This is a genomic window from Achromobacter sp. ACM04 (assembly GCF_014851465.1).
In the GTDB taxonomy this organism is placed as follows: Bacteria; Pseudomonadota; Gammaproteobacteria; order Burkholderiales; family Burkholderiaceae_B; genus Achromobacter; species Achromobacter aegrifaciens.
Map to the genome: position 1 here is coordinate 106,039 of NZ_JACUZS010000003.1, position 21,717 is coordinate 127,755.

The following is a 21,717-nucleotide window of genomic DNA, read 5'->3' on the forward strand; positions in this document are numbered from 1 at the left end:
CGGCAGGCCGCAGCTTGGCCCGACGCCGCCAATTCTGGTACTTTGACCTGATACGCCCTGGGGCCTGGGGCCATAACAGTGAGGAAAACTCATGGACTTCAACGCATGGCGCCGGCGCCGCATCTCGGAACCCGCTTACCGCTGGGCGCGCAACGCGCTGCCCGCCATGTCGGCGACGGAGCGCGAAGCCATCGAGGCCGGCGACACCTGGTGGGATGCTGATCTGTTCACCGGCAATCCCGACTGGCGCAAGCTGCTGGACGTGCCGGCGGCCACGCTGACCGCGGACGAGCAGCGCTTCATAGACGGTCCGCTGGCGCGGCTTTGCGCCATGCTGGACGAATGGGACATCACCTGGAACCGGCGCGATCTGCCGCCCGAGGTATGGGACTTCCTGAAGGCCGAACGCTTCTTCGGCATGATCATTCCGCGGCGCTACGGCGGCCTGGGCTTTTCGCCCTATGCGCACTCCGAGGTCGTGCGGCGCATTTCGGCCTACTCCATCACCGCGGGCGTCACCGTCATGGTGCCCAATTCGCTGGGCCCCGGCGAATTGCTGATGCAGTTCGGCACGCCGGCGCAGCGCGACTACTGGCTGCCGCGGCTGGCCGACGGCCGCGAGGTGCCATGCTTCGGCCTGACCAGCCCCGAGGCCGGTTCGGACGCCGCGTCCATGGTGGACACGGGCGTGGTCTGCCGCCAGGTGATCGACGGGCGCGAACTGATCGGCATCCGGCTGAACTGGCACAAGCGCTACATCACGTTGGGGCCGGTGGCGACGGTGCTGGGGCTGGCTTTCAAGCTATCGGACCCCGACGGCATCCTGGGCGGCGCCAAGGACATTGGCATATCGGTCGCGCTGGTGCCGACCGAAGCGCCCGGCGTGGAGATCGGGCGCCGCCACCTGCCCGCCATGCAGGTCTTCCAGAACGGCCCCAACCGCGGGCGCGACGTGTTCGTGCCGCTGGACGCGCTGATCGGCGGCGCCGAGCGCGCCGGGCATGGCTGGCAGATGCTGATGAGCGCGCTGGCGGCGGGGCGGGGCATTTCCTTGCCGTCGCTGTCGGCCGCGGCCGCCGTGATGTGCGCGCACACCACGGGCATGTATGCCCGCGTGCGCGAACAGTTCGGCATTCCCGTCGGCAAGTTCGAAGGCGTGCAGGAAGGGCTGGCCCGGCTGGCGGGCAATGCCTATCTGGTCGAAGCCGCCAGGCGCTTGACCTGCGCCGCGCTGAACCAGGGCGTCAAGCCGGCAGTGGTCTCGGGCATCATGAAGTACCACGCCACCGAGCGCATGCGCGGCTCGGTCAACGACGCGATGGACATCCATGCCGGCCGCGCCGTCATCGACGGTCCCAGCAATTACCTGGGCGCGCTGTACCGCGCCGTGCCCATCGCCATCACGGTCGAGGGCGCCAACATCCTGACGCGCAACCTGATCATCTTCGGCCAGGGCGCGATCCGCGCCCATCCCTATCTGATGCCGGAAATCCTGGCGTTGGGCAACCCCGACGAAGACCGCGGCATGGAGGTCTTCCACGACGTGTTCTGGCGGCATCTGCGCCACACAGGCATCAACGCGCTGCGGGCCATCGGCCGCGCCTGGACTGGCGGGGTGCTGGCGCCTGCGCCTTCATCCGGTCCCGTGGCCGGCCACTACCGGCGGCTGGGCCGCTATGCCTCGGGCTTCGCGCTGCTGGCCGATGCCACGCTGGCGCAGCTGGGCGGAGGCCTGAAGCGCCGGGAAATGATTTCCGCCCGCCTGGGCGACATCCTGTCCGAACTGTATCTGCAGTCGGCGGTGCTCAAGCGCTGGGAAGACGAGGGCCGCAAGCACGACGATCTGCCGCTGGTGCAGTGGTGCCTGGAGCACGGCTACGCCAGCATCGAGAAAAGCATGGATCAGGTCCTGCGCAATCTGCCGGGCCGCGTGTTGTCGTGGGGACTGCGCGCGGCCATCCTGCCGCTGCGCCTGGCCAAGGGGCCGAGCGACGCCTTGACCCGGGAATGCGCTGAACTGCTGCTCAAGCCTTCGCCCACGCATGTGCGCCTGGCGGCCGACCTGCATCGCGAGGCCGGCGCTGCCGGCGACGATCCGGTAGGCCTTCTGACCCGCGCCTTCGCGCTGGCGGACGCCGTGCAGCCGCTGCGCGACCGCCTGCGCCAGTCCGGCGTGCGCGATTGGCGCGAAGCCCATCAGCGCGGCGCCATTACCGACGCGCAGGCGGCCTCGCTGGAAGAGGCCGAAGCCCTGGTCTCGCGGGTGTTGCAGGTGGACGATTTCGCGCCCGAGGAGTTGTCGCCGCAGGCCGCCAAGGCGGACTCCGGCGAGGCTTAGGGTAGGGACGCAAGCCCCCGCAAGGCGGGAGCGGGGCCTTAGTCGTCCTGATTCGGATCCATGTCCGGGAACAGGATTTCAGTGAACCCGAATTTGCTGAAGTCCTGGATGCGCGACGGGTAGAGCCGGCCGATCAGGTGATCGCATTCGTGCTGCACCACCCGGGCGTGAAAGCCCTCGGCCTCGCGCTCGATGAGCTGGCCGTAGGGATCTCGCCCGCTGTAGCGGATGCGGCGGTAGCGCGGCACCATGCCGCGCAGGCCCGGCACCGACAGGCAGCCTTCCCAGCCGTCTTCCGTCTCGTCCGACAGCGGCGTGATGACGGGATTGCACAGGATGGTCTGCGGCACGGCGGGGGCGTCGGGATAGCGCTCGTTGCGGTCAAAGCCGAAGATCACCAGCTGCAGATCCACGCCGATCTGCGGCGCGGCCAGGCCCACCCCTTGCGCGGCGGCCATGGTTTCGAACATGTCGTCGATCAGCGCATGCAACTCGGGCGTGTCGTAGCGCTCCACGGGCGCGGCCACGCGCAGCAGCCGCGGATCGCCCATTTTCAGGATGGTGTGGATCATGGAAGTGTCTTCCTGGCTTTGGCCGCGCGGGGCTCAGTCCTGGCGGCCCTTTTTCTGGATGAACTCGATCTTGTAGCCATCGGGGTCTTCGACAAAGGCGATGACCGTCTTGCCGTGCTTCATCGGGCCGGCTTCGCGCGTGACCTTGCCGCCTTTTTCCTTGACCTTGTCACAGGCTTCGTAGGCGTTGTCCACTTCCAGGGCGATGTGGCCGTAGCCGGTGCCCAGGTCGTACTTGTCCGTATCCCAGTTGTGGGTCAGTTCGATGACGGCGCCTTCGGATTCGTCCTGGTAGCCGACGAAGGCCAGCGTGAACTTGCCTTCGGGGTAGTCGTTGCGGCGCAGGACGCGCATGCCGAGCACATTGGTGTAGAAGTCGATGGACTTGTCGAGATTGCCGACTCGCAGCATGGTGTGGAGCATACGCATGGGATGGTTTCCTTAAGCGGTGAGGGGGAACGGGAAGAATCCGCCGTTGCCGGCGGCTTCCCGGGTGATGCCGATGTCGCGCAGCGCGCCGCCCATGGCGTCGACTGCCTGCCGCATCTGGTCTGGCCCGAAGGCGCCGATGCAGCCGACCCGGAACGAAGGTTGTTCGGTGTTGTAGAAGTTGCTGAGCACGTAGCCGCGGCGCTTGAGGGCGTCCACGAACAATTGCAGGTTCCAGGTCGGCGCATCCGGGGCGCGGACGTTGACGACGATGGGCCCCTGCAGCGCGGGCGGCAGGTAAGGCGCCAGGCCCAGTTCCCTGACGCCATCATATAGCGTGTGCATGTTGGCGGTGTAGCGCGCCAGGCGGGCTTCGCGGCCTTCTTCGCGGTGCAGCTCCAGCGCCACGGCCAGCGCGGCCAGCGTGGGCGCGGGCGGCGTGAAACGCGGGCCGGCATTGGGCTGCTGGCTTTGCTGGTAGATGTCGGCCAGGTCCAGCGACCAGCTGCCGGCGATGCCGCGCGCCGCTTCCAGGCTGTCGCGCCGCGCCACCACGAAGGCGGCGCCGGGCATGCCTTCCAGGCACTTGTTGGCCGTCAGCACCACTGCCTCCACGGCGGGCAGGGCGTGCAGCTCCAGGGGCAGCGCGCCGAAGGCGGATACGGCGTCGACGATGACGCGGCGGCCCAGCGCATGCGCGATGCGCGCGAGTTCGGGCACGTCGTGGCAGATGCCGCTGCCGGTTTCGCTGTAGACCAGCGCCAGGTGCGTGAGCGTGGGATCCTGTTCCAGCGCCTGCGCGACCGCTTGCGGATCGATCCGCTCGGTGGGGCCTACGGGCAGCGGCACGGCGACGCGGCCGGCATCGCCGGCCAGCTTCTGCAGGCGGGCGGCGTAGGCGCCGGTGGAGGGCGCCAGCAGGCGGCCGCCGGCGGGGATGAGGCTGCGGATGGCGGCTTCCACCGCGAAGTGGCCGCAGCCCGGCAGCGCCAGCGCAGCGTGCTCGTCGGGCGACGCCTGCGCCGCCCGCAGGACGCCATCGCAGACCTGCCGGTAGGTCTGACGGAAATCGTTGTCCCACGGCGCATAGTCTTGCGCCATGGCGGCCTTCACCCGCGCGTCGGTCGTGACCGGGCCCGGAATCAGCAGCAACATTTTCGTGTCTCCAGAATGCCTCAGAACTGAGGCAAGGATGCGGGGTCGTGACGTCGCAGGATGTTCTTGGCGTCTTCGAAATCGGGCAGGATCTGCCCCACTTCGCGCCAGAAGTCCTGACTGTGGTTCATTTCGCGCAAATGGGCAAGCTCGTGGGCGATGACGTAGTCGATGATGGCGGGCGCGAAATGGATCAGGCGCCAGTTCAGCATGATGTTGCCGTCGCTGGTGCAGGAGCCCCAGCGGGTTGCGGCCGACGACAGGCGCCAGCGCCGGATCTTCAGGCCGCTGACTTGCAGGAAGTGGGCCAGGCGCGCGCCGAACCAGGCGCCGGCGCGCTGCTGCAGCCAGGCTTGGGCCGAATCGCGGATGCGGCCCTGGTCCGCCGAGGACGGCAGCGCCAGCCACAGGGTGTCGCCGTCCTGGGGGGCGTCGGCGTCGCCCGACAAACTGGCCTGGCGGCTGTCGCCGCCCACGCCGATCACGATGCGCTTGCCCAGGTAGGGCAGCTCGCCGCCCGGCTGCCAGCGGGTGTGCGCCATGGCCAGTTGCTGCTTGCGGGCATGCCATTCGCGCAGCTTGGTCAGGATCCAGCGGGCCTTCTCGCGCACGGCGTCGTCCACCTGCGTCAGCGTCACCCAGTTCGGGGCGGTGACGCGCAAGCCGTCGTCAGTGATCACGAAGCCTATGCTGCGGCGGCGCGAACGCAGCAGCACGAAGCCGATGGACTGCTGCTCGGTCGCGACCTCGCGCCAACGCGCGCCGGGCGGCAGCGGGTCGGGGCAGGGCGTGGGGACGAGCGAGGCCGCGTTGGGCGACAGCGTCAGCAGCGGTTCGCCGGCAGGGACGGCGGCCGGCGGCAGATCGGGGAAGAGGGGCTTGGGCGGGACCGGCTTGGGCGAGGCCGCCTCAGGCGCGGCCGGAGCCTGAGGCGCGGCGTTCAGCGGCGGCGCGCCCGTGGGCGCGTCGTGCTGCTGTTCGTCGAACAGGAGTTCGAGCTGATCAGTGCTGGCCATACCTTTCTGGATTGAGACGCCGCATTTCCCCTTCGATCCAGTCCTGAACCTTTTTGTTCAGTTCCTCGGGGGAGAGTCCCTTGGATTCTATCGCGGGACCGATGGACACGGTAACCATGCCCGGATACTTCACGAAGGCGTTGCGGCGCCAGCATTCGCCGGCATTATGCGCCACGGGGATGACGACCGCGCCGGTGCGCGAGGCCAGCAGCGCGCCGCCCATCTTGAAGCGGCCGGTCTTGCCGGGCGGCACGCGGGTGCCCTCGGGGAACAGCAGGGGCCAGCGGCCTTCGTCCAGGCGCGTCTGGCCTTGCTTGACCACTTGATCGAAGGCATCGCGACCCTTGGCGCGGTCGATCGGGATCATGCGCAGCAGCGCCAAGCCCCAGCCGAAGAACGGCACCATGTGCAGTTCCTTCTTGTAGACGAAGCAGACTTCGCGCGGCATGTGGGCCGGGAAGAACAGCGTTTCCCAGGCCGACTGGTGCTTGGACAGCAGCACCGCCGGGCCGTCGGGCAGGTTTTCCCAGCCCTTGACCTGCCAGCGGATGCCGCAGAAGAAGCGCGCGCCCCAGATGGCCAGGCGCGGCCAGCCCACGGTCAGCTTGTAGCGCCAGTGCAGAGGCAGCGGCGCCCACAGGATGCAGGCGAAGGCATAGGGAATGACCGTGACGGCCAGGAACAGGAAGTACAGCAGCGAACGTAGGCGGGCCATTGGATCAATGGTCCTGCAGCAGCGCGTCGACCACGGCCGACAGGTCGTCGCAGACGCGGGTGTTGTCAGGCAAACCGCCCTTGGCCAGCGTTTTCTTGCCGTTGCCGGTCAGCACCAGCCAGGGCGAGCAGCCGACCGACGACGAGGCCTGCAGGTCGCGCAGCGAATCGCCCACCGCCGGCACGCCAGCCAGGTCGACGTCGTAGCGGTGTCCGATCTGTTCGAACATGCCGGGCTTGGGCTTGCGGCAGGAGCAATTGTCATCGGGGCCGTGTGGGCACATGAAGACCGCGTCGATACTGCCGCCAGCGGCGGCCAGTTCGCGACGCATCTTGGTATGGATGGCCGTCAGGGTGTCCATGTCGAACAGGCCGCGCGCCAGGCCCGACTGGTTGGTGGCGACCACCACCTTCCAGCCCGCCTGCGTCAGCCGCGCGATGGCCTGCAGGCTGCCGGGCAGGGCGATCCATTCGTCCGGATTCTTGACGAACGAATCGCTGTCCTGATTGATGACGCCGTCGCGGTCTAGGATGATGAGTTTCACTGTGCCAGCCTGGAGATGTCAGCGACCTGGTTCATCAGGCCATGCAACTGGCCCAGCAGGGCCAGCCGGTTGGCGCGCACGGCCGGGTCTTCGGCCATGACCATGACGTCGGCAAAGAAGGCGTCCACGGCTTCGCGGACCTGGGCCAGCGTGCTCAGGCTGCCGGCGAAGTCGCCCGCGGCCAGTTGCGCCTCGGCCTTCGGGCGCAGCGCGGAAACGGCGGCGGCCAGGGCCTTTTCAGCCGGTTCCACGAGCGCGGCGTCGTTCACCGCGCCGATCTCGCCTTCGGCCTTCTTGAGCAGGTTGCCGATGCGCTTGTTGGCGGCGGCCAGGCTGGCGGCCTCGGGCAGCTGCGCAAAGGCGGCGGCCGCGCGCACGCGCTCGGCCACCTGGTGCAACGGCGGGGTCAGCGCGATCACGGCTTCGACGGCATTGCGGTCGAAGTCATTGATCAGCTGGTTGCGGTAGCGTTCGTAGATGAAGGCGCGGACTTCGGCCAGCGTGTCGGCGGGGATCTTGCCGGCGGGGAAGGTCCCTGCGGCCAGTTCCAGCAGGCCGTCCAGCGACAGGGGGCCGGCCTCGCTGATCTTGAGCCAGCCGCCTGCGGCCAGTTGTTCGAAGGCGCTGATCAGGCCCAGCGCGGCGCGGCGCAGGCCGAAGGGGTCGCGCTCGCCGGTGGGCGCCAGGCCGATGGCCCAGATGCCGACCATGGTTTCCACGCGCTCGGCGATGAACAGGGTGGCCGCGGTCAGCGTGTCGGCGGTGACGGGCGCGTCGTAGCGGTTGCGGTACTGCGTGCGCAGGGCCTGCACCACGCTGTCGGGCTCGCCGTCGCCGGCCGCGTAATAGGCGCCCATGACGCCTTGCAGCTCGGGGAATTCGCCCACCATGTTCGAGCCCAGGTCGGCCTTGGCCAGCATGGCCGCGCGGTCGGCGGCGGAGACGTCGCCGCCCAGTTGCTCGGCCACGCCGCGGGCGATGGCGCGCACGCGCTCCACGCGTTCCAGCTGGGTGCCCAGCTTGTTGTGGTAGACGATCGAGCCCAGTTGTTCGACGCGCGCCGCCAGCGGCGTCTTGCGGTCGGTTTCGAAGAAGAACTGCGCATCGGCCAGGCGCGGGCGCACCACGCGCTGGTTCCCTTCAATGATGTTCACCGGATTGTCGGTGTGCATGTTGCTGACGATCAGGAAGCGGTGCGTCAGGCGGCCGGTAGCCGGATCGAACAGCGGGAAGTATTTCTGGTTCAGCCGCATGGTCAGGATCAGGCATTCCTGCGGCACTTGCAGGAACTGCTCTTCGAACTGGCCCACGTAGACGGTTGGGTGTTCGACCAGGGCCGTGACTTCGTCCAGCAGCGCGGCCACTTCGGGATCGTCGCCCAGGGTGGCGTTCAGGCGGCCGGCATGGTCCAGCAACTGGCGCTGGATCTCGTCGCGGCGACCTTCGAACGAGGCCACCACGCGGCCCTTTTCGGCCAGGGTGGCGGCGTAGGCGTCGGCGTCGGCGAAGGACACGGGGCCCGCGCTCATGAAGCGGTGGCCCAGCGTGTCGCGGCCGGCGGCCAGGCCCAGCGCGGACACCGGCACCACGTCGGCGCCGAACAGCGCGACCAGGCCGTGCGCCGGACGCACGAACTTGACGGTGGTGACGCCGTCGGCCAATTGGTAGCGCATGACCTTGGGAATGGGCAGGCCGTTGATGGCGGCGTCGATGCCTTCCTGCAGGCCGGCGGCCAGCTGGGCGCCGGGAGCGGTGCCGCGCGCGACCAGGTAGTCCTGCTTGCCGTCGGATTCACGTTCCAGGGTCGACAGGTCGATATTCTCAAGGCCCTTGGCGGCCAGCTTCTTCTGCAGCGCGGGCGTGGCCTGGCCGTCTTCGGTCAGGCCGATCTTCACCGGCATCAGCTTTTCGGCATAGGGCTGGTCGGGCGCCTGAGCCAGCACGGCGGACAGGTGCACGGCCAGTCGGCGCGGCGTGGAATACGCGGTGGCGGCGCAGCCGGCGGCCAGCAGGCCGTGGCGCTCCAGCGTGGCGCGCACGCCTTCGGCAAAGGCCTGGCCCAGCTTCTGCAGGGCCTTGGGCGGGAGTTCTTCTGTCAGCAGTTCGACCAGCAGCGGGCGGATGTTCGTCGTCATTTATGCAGCCTCCCCGGCGGCCTTGTCGCGGCCCAGCATGGGAAAGCCCAGTCGTTCGCGGGAATCGTAGTAGGCCTGCGCGACGGCGCGCGACAGGTTGCGGATGCGGCCGATGTAGGCGGCGCGCTCGGTGACGCTGATCGCGCCGCGCGCGTCCAGCATGTTGAACGTGTGCGCGGCCTTCAGCGCGGCCTCGTAGGCGGGCAGCGCCAGCGGCACGTCCATCAGGCGCTTGGCCTCGGCTTCGTAGTCATTGAAGTGCGAGAACAGCATCTCGGCCGACGAATGCTCGAAGTTGTAGGTGGACTGTTCCACTTCGTTCTGGTGGAACACGTCGCGATACAGCACGCGGTTGCCGTTGGCGCCTTCGGTCCAGACCAGGTCGTACACGCTTTGCACGTCCTGCAGGTACATGGCCAGGCGTTCCAGGCCGTAGGTGATTTCGCCGGTGGTCGGCGTGCAGTCCAGGCCGCCCACTTGCTGGAAGTAGGTGAACTGGGTGACTTCCATGCCGTTCAGCCAGACTTCCCAGCCCAGGCCCCAGGCGCCGAGGGTGGGGTTCTCCCAGTCGTCCTCTACGAAGCGGATGTCGTGCTGGGTGGGATCGATGCCCAGCGCCTTGAGCGAACCGATGTACAGGTCCAGGATTTCCGGAGGCGCGGGCTTCAACACGACCTGGTACTGATAATAGTGTTGCAGGCGGTTGGGGTTTTCGCCGTAGCGGCCGTCCTTGGGGCGGCGCGAGGGCTGCACGTAGGCGGCGCGCCAGGGCTCCGGGCCGATCGCGCGCAGGAACGTGGCGGTATGCGAGGTGCCGGCGCCGACTTCCATGTCGTAGGGTTGCAGCAGGGCGCAACCCTGCTTGTCCCAGTATTCCTGGAGCGTAAGGATGATTTGCTGAAAGGTGAGCATAGGATTCTTGGAATTCGGCCGCCGGGCAAGGCTTGCCCTGGGCGTGGGAAACCCGACATTTTAACTGGCCTGGGGCGGTCCGGTTCCCGAATGCCGGGCGGACGGTTACATCTGGGCCTTCGGGGCGGTTCGCAGGGGGACAGTGTGCCGCTGGTGGACGCCCCGCGGGCCTGTCGCTGCGCCTGGAAACCAATGATCGTATGATTCCAGGTTGCGTACCAAGTCTTATATAAAACCCGGAACCTGATTCCGAGAATTCCCGGAAGGAGCAGTCCCATGTCAGACCTGATCAAGGTAGAAGTCACCGACGGCATCCAGATCATCACGATCAACCGTCCCGAGGCCAAGAACGCCATCAACCTGGAGACCGCGCAGGCCATGGCCGCGGCGCTGGACCAGTTGGACAGCCGCGACGACATCCGCATCGGCATCCTGACGGGCGGCGGCGGCACGTTCTCGTCGGGCATGGACCTGAAGGCTTTCGCCAAGTCGGGGCAGCGTCCCTACGTGGAAGGCCGCGGCTTCGCGGGCCTGAACGAGCGGCCGCCCAAGAAGCCGCTGATCGCGGCGGTGGAAGGCTATGCGCTGGCCGGCGGCTGCGAAATGGCGCTGGCTTCCGACCTGATCGTGGCCGCCAGCAACGCCAAGTTCGGCCTGCCTGAAGTCAAGCGCGGCCTGGTGGCGGGCGCCGGCGGCATGCTGCGCCTGCCGCGCCGCCTGCCGTACCACATTGCTATGGAAGTGATCCTGACCGGCGAAATGTTGACGGCCGAGCGCGCCCACTCCTTCGGGCTGGTCAACCGCATCACCGAGCCGGGCGCCGCCCTGGCGGGCGCTCTGGAACTGGCCCGCGCCATCGTCGAGAACGGCCCGCTGGCGGTGCAGACCGCCAAGAGCATCGTGGCGCAGTCGGGCGACTGGGACCAGGCCAGCATGTTCGACCAGCAGCGTCCGCTGATTGCGCACATCTTTTCGTCCGCCGACGCCAAGGAAGGCGCGACCGCCTTCGCCGAGAAGCGCAAACCGGTCTGGCAAGGCAAATAGGAAATGCCCCCACGCCGCGCCCCTGCGGGGCTAGCTGCCCCCCGAGGGGGCGCTGTTTGCCTTGGGGCGGCCCGGCGGCAAAAATAGTTCTTTCTCCATCGCGGCGGGCTAGTCACGCCGGCCGCGTTTTCACGTTTTTCATCTAGACCCGATATCGCCATGTCAGTCATCATCAAAGAAGAAGACTTCATCCAGTCGATAGCCGATGGCATCCAGTTCATCAGCTACTACCACCCGGTCGACTACATCCGTCACCTGGCCCGCGCCTACGAGCGCGAGGAAAGCCCCGCCGCGCGCGACGCGATGGCCCAGATCCTGACCAACTCGCGCATGTGCGCCGAGGGCAAGCGTCCGCTGTGCCAGGACACGGGCATCGTCAACGTGTTCCTGAAGGTCGGCATGGGCGTGCGTTTCGAGACCAAGCGCACGCTGCAGGAACTCTGTGACGAAGGCGTGCGCCGCGGCTATCTGAACCCGGACAATCCTTTGCGCGCCTCGGTGCTGGACGATCCGCTGTTTGCGCGCAAGAACACGCGCGACAACACGCCCTGTATCCTGCACGTCGAGCTTGTCCCGGGCGACAAGGTCGACGTGCAAGTCGCTTCGAAGGGCGGCGGTTCGGAAAACAAGTCGAAGTTCGCGATGCTGAATCCGAGCGATTCGCTGGTGGACTGGGTGCTGAAGACGGTGCCGACGATGGGCGCGGGCTGGTGCCCGCCGGGCATGCTGGGCATCGGCGTCGGCGGCACGGCCGAGAAGGCCATGCTGATGGCGAAGCAGTCGTTGATGGAAGACATCGACATGTACGAGCTGCTGGCCCGCGGTCCGCAGAACAAGCTGGAAGAGCTGCGTATCGAGCTGTATGAGAAGGTCAACGCGCTGGGTATCGGCGCGCAGGGCCTGGGCGGTTTGACGACGGTGCTGGACGTCAAGATCAGCACGTTCCCGACGCACGCGGCGTCCAAGCCCGTGGCGATGATCCCGAACTGTGCGGCGACGCGCCACGCGCACTTCGAACTGGACGGCTCGGGCCCCGCTCGCCTGGATCCGCCGTCGCTGTCGGAGTGGCCGGAAGTGCACTGGGCGCCGGACTACAACAAGTCCAAGCAGGTGGACCTGAATACGCTGACCAAGGAAGAAGTGGCCAGCTGGAAGCCGGGCCAGACGCTGCTGCTGTCGGGCAAGATGTTGACGGGCCGCGATGCGGCGCACAAGCGTATCCAGGACATGCTGGCCAAGGGCGAGCCGCTGCCGGTGGATTTCAAGAATCGCGTCATTTACTACGTGGGTCCGGTGGATCCGGTGCGCGACGAAGTGGTTGGCCCGGCGGGCCCCACTACCGCTACGCGCATGGATAAGTTCACGGACATGATGCTGGAGCAGACGGGCCTGATCGCGATGATCGGCAAGTCGGAGCGCGGTCCGGTGGCTATCGAATCCATCAAGAAGCACAACTCGGCTTATCTGATGGCGGTGGGTGGCGCGGCTTACCTGGTGTCGAAGGCTATCCGTGGCGCGAAGGTGCTGGGTTTTGCGGACCTGGGCATGGAAGCCATCTACGAGTTCGACGTGAAGGACATGCCGGTGACTGTGGCGGTTGACGCTCAGGGTACCTCTGTCCATACCACGGGGCCCAAGGAATGGCAGGCCAAGATTGGGAAGATTCCTGTCGCTGTGGCTTGATTCCGTAGGCTGTGAGAAAAACGGCTGCCAGGGGACTGGTGGCCGTTTTTTTTGGCTTTAGTGCCTAGTGCTTCGTAGGCCGCCCGTCGGCGCGGGCGTCTGGGTGGCGAGCGCCCACGATTGCGGTCCGGAGCGTTCGCTCCGGACTGCCCCGTTGTCATCCTCGTCCTCGCCTTCGGCGACTCCTACGGATTCCCTCGGGCGCATCGAGGTTGCTCGCCACCCAGACGCCCGCGCCGACGGGCTACGTTTGTCTTGGCCTGGCGCGCTACTGGAGCCGTGGTCGGGGGAGAGGCTTGATTTGCCCGTCATTATCGGCCGCGCGGGCGGCCGATAATGACATACGTGATTTATTTAATTGCTGTGGTGGCCGCTAGCGCGCATGCGGTGAGTGGCGTGTGGGGCTCATCGTCGTCCTGTGACTGGAGTCTTCGCTGTAGGCGCGGCCCTCGTCAGTTCGTCGTCTTTAATCCCTCGCGAAACACGGCGATCTCTTCTTGCGTCTTCCCCAGCACCTCCCGCAGCACTTCCTCCGTATGTTCCCCCAGCAGCGGCGGCGCGCGACGGTATTCCACCGGCGAGGCCGATAGCCGCAACGGGCTGGCTGTCACCGCCGCCATGCCGCCCGCCGGATGCGGCATATCGCGGCGCAGCTGACGTGCCAGCGCTTGCGGATGTGCCTGGGCCTGGGCGATATCGTTGATCGGTCCGCAGGGCACGCCCACGGCCTCGAGCTTGGCGATCCAGTCGTCGCGCTGGCCCTGGCGCATGATCTCGGTCAGCATGCCGACCAGCAGCTCGCGGTTGGCCAGGCGCATGCGGTTGGTGGCGAAGCGCGGGTCGTCGCCCAGTTCGGGTGCGCCGATGGCGCGGCAGTATGCGCGGTACTGCGATTCATTGCCCGTGGCCACGATCAGGTGGCCGTCGCTGGCGGCGAACACCTGGTAGGGCACGACGTTCTGGTGGGCGTTGCCGGCGCGCTGGGGCGCCACGCCGGAGTTGAAGTAGTTCGAGTTCTGGTTGGCCAGCAGGGCGACGTGGCTGTCCAGCAGGGCGATGTCCAGGTGCTGGCCCAGGCCGCTGTTGTGGCGTTCCTGCAGGGCGGCCAGGATGGCCACGGTGGCGTACATGCCGGTGACGATGTCGGTGACCGCCACGCCGGCTTTTTGCGGACCGCCGCCGGGCAGGTCGTCGCGTTCGCCGGTGATGCTCATCAGGCCGCCCATGCCCTGGATCATGAAGTCGTAGCCGGGGCGTTGCGCGTAGGGGCCGTCCTGGCCGAAGCCTGTGACGGAGCAATAGATCAGGCGCGGGTTGATCTGCTTCAGGCTGTCGTAGTCCAGGCCGTACTTGGCGAGGCCGCCCACCTTGAAGTTCTCGACCAGGATGTCGCTGGCGGCCGCCAGTTCGCGGATCAGCGCGGCGCCTGCGGGCGTGGCCATGTCGGCTTCGACGGAACGCTTGTTGCGGTTGGCGCTGAGGTAGTAGGCGGATTCCTCGGTGTCTTGGCCCGCGCCGTCCTTGAGGAACGGCGGGCCCCAGGCGCGGGTGTCGTCGCCGACGCGCGGGCGTTCGATCTTGATGACGTCGGCGCCCAGGTCGGCGAGGTTCTGCGTGCACCAGGGGCCGGCCAGGATGCGCGACAGGTCCAGTACGCGGATGCCGGTCAATGCGGGCGGGCGGTTCATGGCTTCAGCTCCGCGGTGCCGTGGCTCATGACCACCACGCCGCGTTCCTGCGCGCGGGCCTGGAAGCGGAGCTGGCCGTCGGGCAGGCGCCAGATGTCGCACTGCAGGGTTTCGCCGGGATAGACCGGCGCCGAGAAGCGCGTGTTCAGGCTGACCAGGCGCGAGGCGTCGTAGCCGCAGCAGCTTTTGACGATGGCGTGCGCGACTACGCCGTAGGAGCACAGTCCGTGCAGGATGGGTTTGGGGTAGCCGGCCGCGCGTGCGACCTCGGGGTCTGCGTGCAGCGGATTGCGGTCGGCGTTCAGCCGATACAGCAGGGCGGCGCTGGCGGGGATGCGGATTTCGCAGCTCAGGTCTGGGGCGCCGTCGGGCGCTGCGGGCAGGGCGGCGGGGCTGTCGTCTCCCTGTCCGAAGCCGCCGTCGCCGCGGCAGAAGGTGCTTTGGCGCAGGGTGGCGAGGCAGGCGCCGTCTTCGCCGTGCAAGGTGCGTTCGGTGATGATGATGGCGCCCTTGTCGGCGCCCTTGTCGATCACGTGCGTGTTGCGGCTTCTGCCGGTGACCACGCCCGCCGCCGGCAGGGGCGCATGCATGGTCAGCCGTTGTTCTCCGTGGACCACGCGTACCCAGTCGATGCCGGCGCGCGGATCCTGGACCCAGAAGCCCGGATAGCCCAGCACCACGCTCATGGTGGGGAAGGATTGCAAGCCTTTTTCGTACACGTAGCGCAACTGGCCGGCGTCTTCGGGGTCTTGCCCCAGGCCTATGCCCAGGGCGTACAGCATGGTGTCTTTTTCGTCGTAGCGCTGGCGGACTTCGTCGAAGCGCCAGTTCTTCACGGTTGCGTAGTCCAGGGGCATGGCGGCCTCAGATGGGATCCCAGTCGATGACGTCAGGCGAACGCTCCAACGCGTAGAAGTGCTTGCGCATGGCGGGCACGGCGATCTCGGCGATGCGCTCGGGCGTCCAGCCTTCGCCGTGGTGCACGGTGCGCAGCGGGCGCGGCTGGCTCATCAGCATGATCTCGTTGGCGCGCACCGCGAAGATCTGCGCGGTGACCTCGCTGGCCGCGTCGCTGGCCAGATACACGGCCATGGGCGCGACCTTGCCGGCTTCCATTTTCTTCAGCTTCCCGACGCGGGCTTTTTCTTCGTCGGTTTCGGCGGGAATGGAGCTGGTCATGCGGCTCCATGCGAACGGCGCGATGCAGTTGGAGCGCACGTTGTAGCGCGCCATGTCCAGCGCGATGGATTTCGACAGGGCCACGATGCCCAGCTTGGCCGCCGCGTAGTTGGCCTGGCCAAAGTTTCCGATCAGTCCGGACGTGGAGGTCATGTGCACGAACGCGCCGGACTCCTGTTCGCGAAAGTAGGGCGCCGCCGCGCGACTCATGAAGAAGGAGCCGTTCAGGTGCACGCCCAGCACCTGACTCCATTCCTCTTCGCTCATCTTGTGGAAAACCCGGTCGCGCAGATTGCCGGCATTGTTGACCACGGCATCGATGCGGCCGAAGGCGTCGATTGCCGTCTGCACGCAGCGGCTGGCGCTGTCGTACGCGGCCACGCTGTCGGTGTTGGCGACGGCCTGGCCGCCCGCCGCGACGATCTCCTTGACGACCGCTTGCGCGGGGCCGTCCGCGCCGCCTTCGCCGGTGAGCGATACGCCGATGTCGTTCACCACCACCTTGGCGCCGGCCTGCGCCATGGCCAGTGCAATGCTGCGGCCGATGCCGCCGCCCGCGCCAGTCACGATCACCACTTTTCCGGAAACTATGCCGCTCATTGAAGCTGACTCCTGTGCTGCGGCGCGCGCGCCGTGTGGAAAACAGTTCCGCATCGAACGCTCTGGTTCGAGGGGATGCACCATGGTAGATTCGACGAGGCATGCGAAGAATTCAAAATTAGATATGCCCCCCTTCTGCGTGGTGGAACATGAGACACGATCTGACGGACCTGCGTTTGTTTCTGAACGTGGGGGAAACACTCAATCTGACCCGGGCTGCGGAACGCACCTTCCTGTCCCTGCCGGCGGCAAGCGCGCGGGTGAAGAACATGGAAGAGGCCTTCAAGGCCCGGCTACTGGTGCGCATGGCCACGGGCGTGGCGCTGACGCCGGCGGGCGAGGTGCTGCTCAAGCATGCGAACGCCGTGTTCCGCCAGCTGGAATGCCTGAACGCGGACCTGCAGCCCTATGCCAGCGGCCTGAAGGGACGCCTGCGCCTGCTGGCCAACACCACGGCCACCAATTCGTTCCTGGCCGACGCCTTGTCCACGTTTCTTGCGGAAAACCCTGACGTGGACGTGGAACTGGAAGAAAAAATATCTGGCGATATCGTCATCGCCATACGCGCAGGCCAGGGAGACCTGGGGCTGGTGGCGGGCAATATCGACGTGTCGGGCCTGGACGTCACGCCGCTGTTCCGCGATGAACTCACCGTGGTCACGTCGCTCGACCACCCGCTGGCGGCCACGGAGTCCGCGCATTTCGCCGACTTGGTCGATGCCTACCAGTTCGTCGGCATCCACCCCGATAGCGCCATCCAGACCTTCCTGGAAGATATCGCCAGCGGCCTGGGCAAGCGCATCTGCCAGCGCGTGCACGTGGGCAGCTTCGAAGCCGTGTGCCGCATGGTGGAGGCGGGCGCGGGGATCGCGGTGGTGCCACGCGCCTGCGCCGCGCGCTACAGCCGTCCGGCTGCGCTGCACGTGCTCAAGCTGGATGACCCCTGGGCGTTGCGCGACCGTCTGCTGTGCCGCCAGCGCGGCCGCGACCTGCCCAGTTTCGCGGAATGCTTCATCGAACATGTGCAGCGTGCGGCGCGCGGCCTGTAGCGCGTTCCGAAGAGGGGCTTTTGCAAATATGTAGCGGTGGCTCCGCAGGTTCGGCAAATAATAAAAAAGGCGTCAGGCAGCAGTCCTAGAGCTTGGCCGCCCATAAAACCGAGAACCAGGAGACTGCCGTGACCGATCTACTACGTCGCCGCGCCGTTGCGCGGCTGGGCGCCGCGTGCGCCGCCGCCGCGCTGCCCGCGCTGTTCCCCAAGATGGCCCGCGCCGCCGCCTGGCCGGCGCATGCCGTGAACTTCATCGTGCCGTTTCCTGCGGGCGGCCCCGTGGACACGACCGCGCGCTTCACCACGCAGCCGCTGGGACAGCTGTGGTCGGTGCCCACGGTGGTCGACAACAAGTCGGGCGCTGGCGGCATCGTGGGCGCGCAGTTCGCGGCCAAGTCCGAGCCCGACGGCTACAACTATTTTTTTGCCTCCATCCACCATGCGGTGCTGCCCAGCCTGCGCGGCAATCTGAGCTACGACATTACGCGGGACTTCGTGCCGGTCGGCATGGCGGCGGTGTTTCCCATCGTGCTGGTGGTGAACGCGACGCTGCCCGTGAATTCGGTCAGCGAGCTGATCGCCTATGCCAAGGCCAATCCGGGCAAGCTGTCGTTCAGCTCGTCAGGCACGGGCGGCGGCACGCACCTGGCCGGCGAGTTGTTCAACGCCATGGCCGGCGTGCGCATCCAGCACGTGCCCTACCGCGGCAGCGCGCCCGCCATGCAAGACCTGCTGGGCGGACAGGTGCAGGTGATGTTCGCCGACGGTCCATCCGCCGTGCCGCATCTGAAGGGCGGCAAGGTGCGTGCGCTGGGGGTAGGCAATCCCACGCGTTCCAGCATGCTGCCCGACGTGCCTACCATCGCCGAGTCCGGTCTGCCAGGCTACGAGGCATACTCGTGGAGCGGCGTGATGGCGCCCAAAGGCACCCCGCCCGACATCGTGAAACGCGTGAATGCGGATCTCGTGAAGGTTCTGTCTGACCAGGCCACCGCGCAGGGCATGATCGCCGCAGGCGCCGAGCCCAAGCCCGGCACCCCAGAACAGTTTGGCGAGTTCGTCCGCGATGAAATCGCGAAATGGCGCGACGTCATCAAGACCGCCAACATCAAGCTGGACTAAAGCCGGCGCAGGGCTTCGCGCGCGGCGAGATATTCGGATTCCAGCTGATCCACCAGCATCGCGGCAGGCAGGATTTCCTGCGCCGCGCCCACGCCCTGGCCCGCGCTCCACACATCCTTCCAGGCCTTGGGCCGCGAACTCTTGTCCATGTTCGCGGGCGGGGCTACGCCGTTCCTGGCAAGCTCCAGGGGATCCAGGCCGGCTGCCCGGATGCTGGCCGACAGGTAGTTCGCGGGCACGCCCGAGAAGTAGGGCGTGTAGGTCACGTCTGCCGCCTGCGCCTGCAGCACCATTTCGCGATAGGCGTCGCCGGCCAGCGATTCCTGCGTCGCGATGAAGCGTGTACCCATGTAGGCGAAGTCGCAGCCCAGCACCTGCGCGGCCAGAATGTCCTTGCCGTGGCTGATGCAGCCGGACAGCGCCAGCGGGCCGTCGTAGAAGGCGCGGATCTCGTTGACCAGCGCGAATGGGCTGATCTGCCCTGCATGGCCGCCTGCGCCCGCCGCCACCAGGATCAGACCGTCGACCCCGGCGTCCAGCGCGCGCTTGGCGTGCCGCACATTGGTGACGTCATGGAATACCAGCCCGCCATAGCCGTGCGCGGCGGCCACCACGGCTTCGGGGGCATGCAGCGAGGTGATGATGAGCGGCACGCGGCGCTCGGCGCAGATGGCCAGATCGCCCTGCCAACGCGGATTGCTGGGGTGGACGATCAGGTTGACGCCATAGGGCGCGATTTGCGCGTCGGGTGCGGCCTGGCGCTTCGCGGCCAGGCCGTTCTCGATGCGCGTGAGCCAGTCGTGCAGCTGCTCCTGCGGACGGGCGTTGAGCGACGGAAAGGTGCCGATGATCCCCGCCGCGCATTGCGCCACCACCAGGTCCGGTCCGGAGACCAGGAACATGGGGGCGCCGATGACGGGGAGGCGGGTGTGGGCGTGCAGCGCGAGCGGGGGATTCATCTGGATGCTCCGGTGGTACTCAATTGGCCTGGATGTTGGCGCTTTGGATGACGTCGGACCACAAGGCGTATTCACGGTCGATGCGCGATTGCAGCGCCTTGGAGTCGCCGGTGTTGATGGTGTAGCCGCCATCGGTCATGGCCTGGCGGAAGGCCGGATCGCTGGAGACTTCGTTCAGCGCGCGGGTCAGGCGGGCCGCGACGGCGTCGGGCAGTTTCTTCGGCCCAACCAGCGCGTACCAGCCGACCACTTCGTAGTCCTTCATGCCGGCTTCGACCATGGTGGGCACGTCGGGCAGTTCGGGGTTGCGGGTCTTGGACGTGACCGCCAGGGCGCGCGCTTTGCCGCTCTTGACGAAGGGGATGGCGGTGCTGGTGATGTCGAACATGAAGGTGATCTTGCCGCTGATCACATCGACCATGGCAGGCGAGTTGCCGCGGTAGGGCACGTGCAGCATGGGCGCGCCCGCCTGCTTCTTCAGCAGCTCGGCCGACAGGTGGTTGGACGCGCCGATGCCGGCGGAACCGAACGACACGGCATCTGGATGGGCGCGGGCGTAGGTGACCAATTCGCTGACGTTCTTGGCTGGGATCTGCGGGCCGATCAGCAGAACGTTGGCGTAGTCCACCACCAGCCCGATCAACGAGAAGTCCTTGCGCGGATCGAACAGCGTGCTGCGCTGTACCAGCGGCGACATGGTGAGGGTGGGGCTGGCGGCGAAGCCCAGCATGTAGCCGTCGGGCGCGGCCTTGGCGGTGGCGTCGGAGGCGATCATGCCGCTGGCGCCGGCGCGGTTTTCCACCACCACGGACTGGCCCAGCTTGTCGCCCAGGTACTTGGCGAAGACGCGGGCGGTGGTGTCCACGGGGCCGCCTGGGGCATAGCCCACCAGCAGCCGGATGGGGCGTTCGGGATAGGCGTCGGCCCAGGCGTTTGGGGCCGTGGCCAGCGCCGCCGTGGCGGCGGCCGCGGCGAGCAGGGTCTTGATGTTCACGCTGTAGTCTCCTTGTGGGTAAGTGGCGGGTCGTGCAGCGGAACAGCTAGCCGCGGCTACGCCAGCCTTTCTTTCAGCGGCTGCTTGAGGATCTTGCCGCTGACGGTGGTGGGAATGGTGTCGATGGGGATGATGCGGGCGGGCCGCTTGTACGGCGCCAGCTGTGCGCGCAGATGCAGCATCAGCAGGTTGGTGTCCACGGTGGCGCCGGGCAAGGGCTCGACGAAGGCGATGACTTCTTCGTTCTGGTCAGCGGTGGGGCGCCCGACCACGGCCGACAGGCGCACGCCGGGGAACGCGTTGATGACGGATTCGACTTCCAGCGGATAGACATTGAAGCCGGAGCGGATGATCAAGTCCTTGGAGCGTCCTGCGATGTACAGCGCGCCCTGTTCGTCGACGTAGCCGATGTCGCCGGTGTTGAGCCAGCCGCCGGGCAGCAGCGCCTGCGCGGTTTGTTCGGGACTGCGGTAGTAGCCCAGCATGACGCCCGGGCCGCGGATCAGGATGTCGCCGCGCTCTCCGGGTGCGGGCGCGCCGTTGTCGGGGTTGCCGATCCGCATTTCCACGCCTTCGACCGCATGGCCGGCCGAGCAGTCGCTGCGCGGCGCATCGATGCGGGTGACAAACATGGAGCCCGCGTATTCGGTGATGCCGTAGCCGTGGTGCATGGCGACGCCGAAATAGCGCTCGGCGTCGCGCTTTAGCGTGGGATCCAGCGCGGCGCCGCCCGTGTACAGGTAGCGCAGGGCAGGGGCGCGCAGCTCCGCGCGCGGCGGCGCCACGGCCATCATGCGGCTGAACATGGTGGGCACGCCCTGCAGGATGCTGACGCCGGGATGGGCCAGGGCCTTGAGGGCGTCGGCGGCGTCGAAGCGGCTGCGCAGCACCAGGCTGGCGCCGGCGTGCACCGTGGCCATCAGCACGGTGGCGATGCCGAAGATGTGCGACATGGGCAGTGCGGCGTAGCCGATGTCCTGCGGCGTCAGGCGGCGCGAGGCGGCGGACACGCGGGCGAAATGCAGCAGGCCGCGGTGCGGCACGAGGACGCCCTTGGGCGCGCCCGTGGTGCCGGACGTGTAGATCACCGTGGCCACTTCCGCGGCCGTGTCGCCAGTTTCGGCCTGCGTGGGCGCATCCGCTCTTGCGGTCTGCATGCCTGGGCCCCAGACGTCCGGGTCGGCGTCGGCGGCGCCGGCGTGCTCGGCATGGGCTGCGGCGGCGGGCGAGACGCCGCTGGTGTAGAGCAGCAGTTCGGGCTGCGCGTGAACGCGGATGGCGTCGATCTCGCGCGCGGACAGGCGCGCGTTCACGCCCACCGGCCAGGCGCCCGCCACGCTGCAGGCAAACAACGCGGCGACCATGGCCGCGCAGTTTTCACCGGCGATCAGCACGCGGTGCCCGGGACGTACGCCCTGTTCTTCGAGCCATGCGGCCGCGGCCTGCACGCGCCGCCAGAACTGCGCGTAGCTCAGTTTGCCGCCGCCTTCCTCGTACAGAAAGGTGGCGTCGGGCCGCTGGCCGGCTTGCTGCGCCAGCAATTGATGGATGCGGGTAAGAGGGGCTGCCGGGGACATGGTT

The 21,717-nt window shown here is 67.4% G+C and carries 19 protein-coding genes; 5 read left to right on the plus strand and 14 right to left on the minus strand.

The window, feature by feature from the left end; all coding sequences use genetic code 11:
* Nucleotides 1-91 precede the first annotated feature (91 nt).
* Nucleotides 92-2,338, plus strand: a complete 2,247-nt coding sequence (locus IB259_RS16830) for an acyl-CoA dehydrogenase (RefSeq protein ID WP_192329715.1) — start codon at nt 92-94, stop codon at nt 2,336-2,338.
* Nucleotides 2,339-2,376: 38 nt separating this feature from the next.
* Here IB259_RS16830 and def read toward each other — a convergent pair whose 3' ends face one another.
* From def to glyQ, 8 genes are read right to left on the minus strand one after another with little or no spacing between them, the layout of a single operon-like run.
* On the minus strand, nt 2,377-2,910 hold the full coding sequence (gene def, locus IB259_RS16835) for a peptide deformylase (protein ID WP_192329717.1): 534 nt from the start codon (nt 2,908-2,910) through the stop codon (nt 2,377-2,379).
* A gap of 33 nt (nt 2,911-2,943) precedes the next feature.
* Complete coding sequence (gloA, locus tag IB259_RS16840; RefSeq protein ID WP_054457526.1) at nt 2,944-3,339, minus strand: lactoylglutathione lyase; 396 nt, start codon at nt 3,337-3,339, stop codon at nt 2,944-2,946.
* Between the two features lie 12 nt (nt 3,340-3,351).
* Nucleotides 3,352-4,494 (minus strand): 2-aminoethylphosphonate--pyruvate transaminase, encoded by a 1,143-nt coding sequence (locus tag IB259_RS16845; protein WP_192329718.1) that lies wholly within the window; start codon nt 4,492-4,494, stop codon nt 3,352-3,354.
* A 20-nt stretch (nt 4,495-4,514) separates the two neighbouring features.
* Nucleotides 4,515-5,510 (minus strand): M48 family metallopeptidase, encoded by a 996-nt coding sequence (locus IB259_RS16850; protein WP_192329720.1) that lies wholly within the window; start codon nt 5,508-5,510, stop codon nt 4,515-4,517.
* Nucleotides 5,497-6,225, minus strand: coding sequence for a 1-acyl-sn-glycerol-3-phosphate acyltransferase (locus tag IB259_RS16855; protein WP_054457522.1), 729 nt, complete (start codon nt 6,223-6,225; stop codon nt 5,497-5,499). The genes IB259_RS16850 and IB259_RS16855 overlap by 14 nt, the downstream gene beginning before the upstream one ends.
* A 4-nt stretch (nt 6,226-6,229) precedes the next feature.
* Nucleotides 6,230-6,769, minus strand: a complete 540-nt coding sequence (gene gmhB, locus IB259_RS16860; RefSeq protein ID WP_054457520.1) for a D-glycero-beta-D-manno-heptose 1,7-bisphosphate 7-phosphatase — start codon at nt 6,767-6,769, stop codon at nt 6,230-6,232.
* A complete protein-coding gene (gene glyS / locus IB259_RS16865; RefSeq protein WP_054457518.1) occupies nt 6,766-8,904 on the minus strand; it encodes a glycine--tRNA ligase subunit beta in 2,139 nt (712 codons plus the stop codon). Before glyS ends, gmhB begins: the two co-directional genes overlap by 4 nt.
* Nucleotides 8,905-9,816 carry a glycine--tRNA ligase subunit alpha gene (gene glyQ / locus IB259_RS16870; RefSeq protein WP_025136700.1) on the minus strand — a complete coding sequence of 304 codons (912 nt, stop codon included), beginning with the start codon at nt 9,814-9,816 and terminating at the stop codon, nt 8,905-8,907.
* Nucleotides 9,817-10,092: 276 nt separating this feature from the next.
* Between glyQ and IB259_RS16875 the strand changes: the two genes are divergently transcribed.
* Together IB259_RS16875 and IB259_RS16880 are read left to right on the plus strand one after the other, a co-directional pair.
* A complete protein-coding gene (locus IB259_RS16875) occupies nt 10,093-10,860 on the plus strand; it encodes a crotonase/enoyl-CoA hydratase family protein (protein ID WP_054457517.1) in 768 nt (255 codons plus the stop codon).
* Nucleotides 10,861-11,019: 159 nt separating this feature from the next.
* Nucleotides 11,020-12,543 carry a fumarate hydratase gene (locus tag IB259_RS16880; protein ID WP_054457515.1) on the plus strand — a complete coding sequence of 508 codons (1,524 nt, stop codon included), beginning with the start codon at nt 11,020-11,022 and terminating at the stop codon, nt 12,541-12,543.
* Nucleotides 12,544-12,995: 452 nt separating this feature from the next.
* Here the strand turns inward: IB259_RS16880 and IB259_RS16885 are convergent, their stop codons facing one another.
* The 3 genes from IB259_RS16885 to IB259_RS16895 are packed head-to-tail and all read right to left on the minus strand — an operon-like array spanning nt 12,996 to nt 16,010.
* The gene (locus IB259_RS16885) at nt 12,996-14,231 is read right to left on the minus strand and encodes a CaiB/BaiF CoA-transferase family protein (protein WP_192329722.1); all 1,236 of its coding nucleotides are present in this window, start codon (nt 14,229-14,231) and stop codon (nt 12,996-12,998) included.
* Nucleotides 14,228-15,088, minus strand: a complete 861-nt coding sequence (locus IB259_RS16890) for a MaoC family dehydratase (protein WP_054457511.1) — start codon at nt 15,086-15,088, stop codon at nt 14,228-14,230. Before IB259_RS16890 ends, IB259_RS16885 begins: the two co-directional genes overlap by 4 nt.
* Before the next feature lie 7 nt (nt 15,089-15,095).
* Entirely contained in the window at nt 15,096-16,010 is a 915-nt protein-coding gene (locus IB259_RS16895; RefSeq protein ID WP_192329724.1) for an SDR family NAD(P)-dependent oxidoreductase, read from the minus strand.
* 149 nt (nt 16,011-16,159) lie between these two features.
* On the opposite strand from IB259_RS16895, the gene IB259_RS16900 reads away from it, so the two are divergent.
* Nucleotides 16,160-17,059 (plus strand): LysR family transcriptional regulator, encoded by a 900-nt coding sequence (locus IB259_RS16900; RefSeq protein WP_192329726.1) that lies wholly within the window; start codon nt 16,160-16,162, stop codon nt 17,057-17,059.
* A gap of 128 nt (nt 17,060-17,187) precedes the next feature.
* Entirely contained in the window at nt 17,188-18,183 is a 996-nt protein-coding gene (locus IB259_RS16905; RefSeq protein WP_054457501.1) for a tripartite tricarboxylate transporter substrate binding protein, read from the plus strand.
* Here IB259_RS16905 and IB259_RS16910 read toward each other — a convergent pair.
* The 3 genes from IB259_RS16910 to IB259_RS16920 are packed head-to-tail and all read right to left on the minus strand — an operon-like array spanning nt 18,180 to nt 21,713.
* On the minus strand, nt 18,180-19,142 hold the full coding sequence (locus IB259_RS16910; RefSeq protein WP_125473202.1) for a nitronate monooxygenase family protein: 963 nt from the start codon (nt 19,140-19,142) through the stop codon (nt 18,180-18,182). The two genes, IB259_RS16905 and IB259_RS16910, sit on opposite strands and share 4 nt — an antisense overlap.
* A 19-nt stretch (nt 19,143-19,161) precedes the next feature.
* Nucleotides 19,162-20,136, minus strand: coding sequence for a tripartite tricarboxylate transporter substrate binding protein (locus IB259_RS16915; protein WP_192329729.1), 975 nt, complete (start codon nt 20,134-20,136; stop codon nt 19,162-19,164).
* 56 nt (nt 20,137-20,192) lie between these two features.
* Complete coding sequence (locus IB259_RS16920) at nt 20,193-21,713, minus strand: class I adenylate-forming enzyme family protein (protein WP_192329731.1); 1,521 nt, start codon at nt 21,711-21,713, stop codon at nt 20,193-20,195.
* Between the last annotated feature and the right edge of the window lie 4 nt (nt 21,714-21,717).

Bases quoted from the DNA above. Each gene is read 5' to 3' on its own strand.
- IB259_RS16895 (WP_192329724.1), bottom strand. From the start codon at position 16,010: ATGAGCGGCATAGTTTCCGGAAAAGTGGTGATCGTGACTGGCGCGGGC.
- IB259_RS16910 (WP_125473202.1), bottom strand. From the start codon at position 19,142: ATGAATCCCCCGCTCGCGCTGCACGCCCACACCCGCCTCCCCGTCATC.
- glyQ (WP_025136700.1), bottom strand. From the start codon at position 9,816: ATGCTCACCTTTCAGCAAATCATCCTTACGCTCCAGGAATACTGGGAC.
- IB259_RS16920 (WP_192329731.1), bottom strand. From the start codon at position 21,713: ATGTCCCCGGCAGCCCCTCTTACCCGCATCCATCAATTGCTGGCGCAG.
- glyS (WP_054457518.1), bottom strand. From the start codon at position 8,904: ATGACGACGAACATCCGCCCGCTGCTGGTCGAACTGCTGACAGAAGAA.
- IB259_RS16885 (WP_192329722.1), bottom strand. From the start codon at position 14,231: ATGAACCGCCCGCCCGCATTGACCGGCATCCGCGTACTGGACCTGTCG.
- IB259_RS16830 (WP_192329715.1), top strand. From the start codon at position 92: ATGGACTTCAACGCATGGCGCCGGCGCCGCATCTCGGAACCCGCTTAC.
- def (WP_192329717.1), bottom strand. From the start codon at position 2,910: ATGATCCACACCATCCTGAAAATGGGCGATCCGCGGCTGCTGCGCGTG.
- IB259_RS16890 (WP_054457511.1), bottom strand. From the start codon at position 15,088: ATGCCCCTGGACTACGCAACCGTGAAGAACTGGCGCTTCGACGAAGTC.
- IB259_RS16875 (WP_054457517.1), top strand. From the start codon at position 10,093: ATGTCAGACCTGATCAAGGTAGAAGTCACCGACGGCATCCAGATCATC.
- IB259_RS16850 (WP_192329720.1), bottom strand. From the start codon at position 5,510: ATGGCCAGCACTGATCAGCTCGAACTCCTGTTCGACGAACAGCAGCAC.
- IB259_RS16900 (WP_192329726.1), top strand. From the start codon at position 16,160: ATGAGACACGATCTGACGGACCTGCGTTTGTTTCTGAACGTGGGGGAA.
- IB259_RS16880 (WP_054457515.1), top strand. From the start codon at position 11,020: ATGTCAGTCATCATCAAAGAAGAAGACTTCATCCAGTCGATAGCCGAT.
- IB259_RS16855 (WP_054457522.1), bottom strand. From the start codon at position 6,225: ATGGCCCGCCTACGTTCGCTGCTGTACTTCCTGTTCCTGGCCGTCACG.
- IB259_RS16845 (WP_192329718.1), bottom strand. From the start codon at position 4,494: ATGTTGCTGCTGATTCCGGGCCCGGTCACGACCGACGCGCGGGTGAAG.
- gloA (WP_054457526.1), bottom strand. From the start codon at position 3,339: ATGCGTATGCTCCACACCATGCTGCGAGTCGGCAATCTCGACAAGTCC.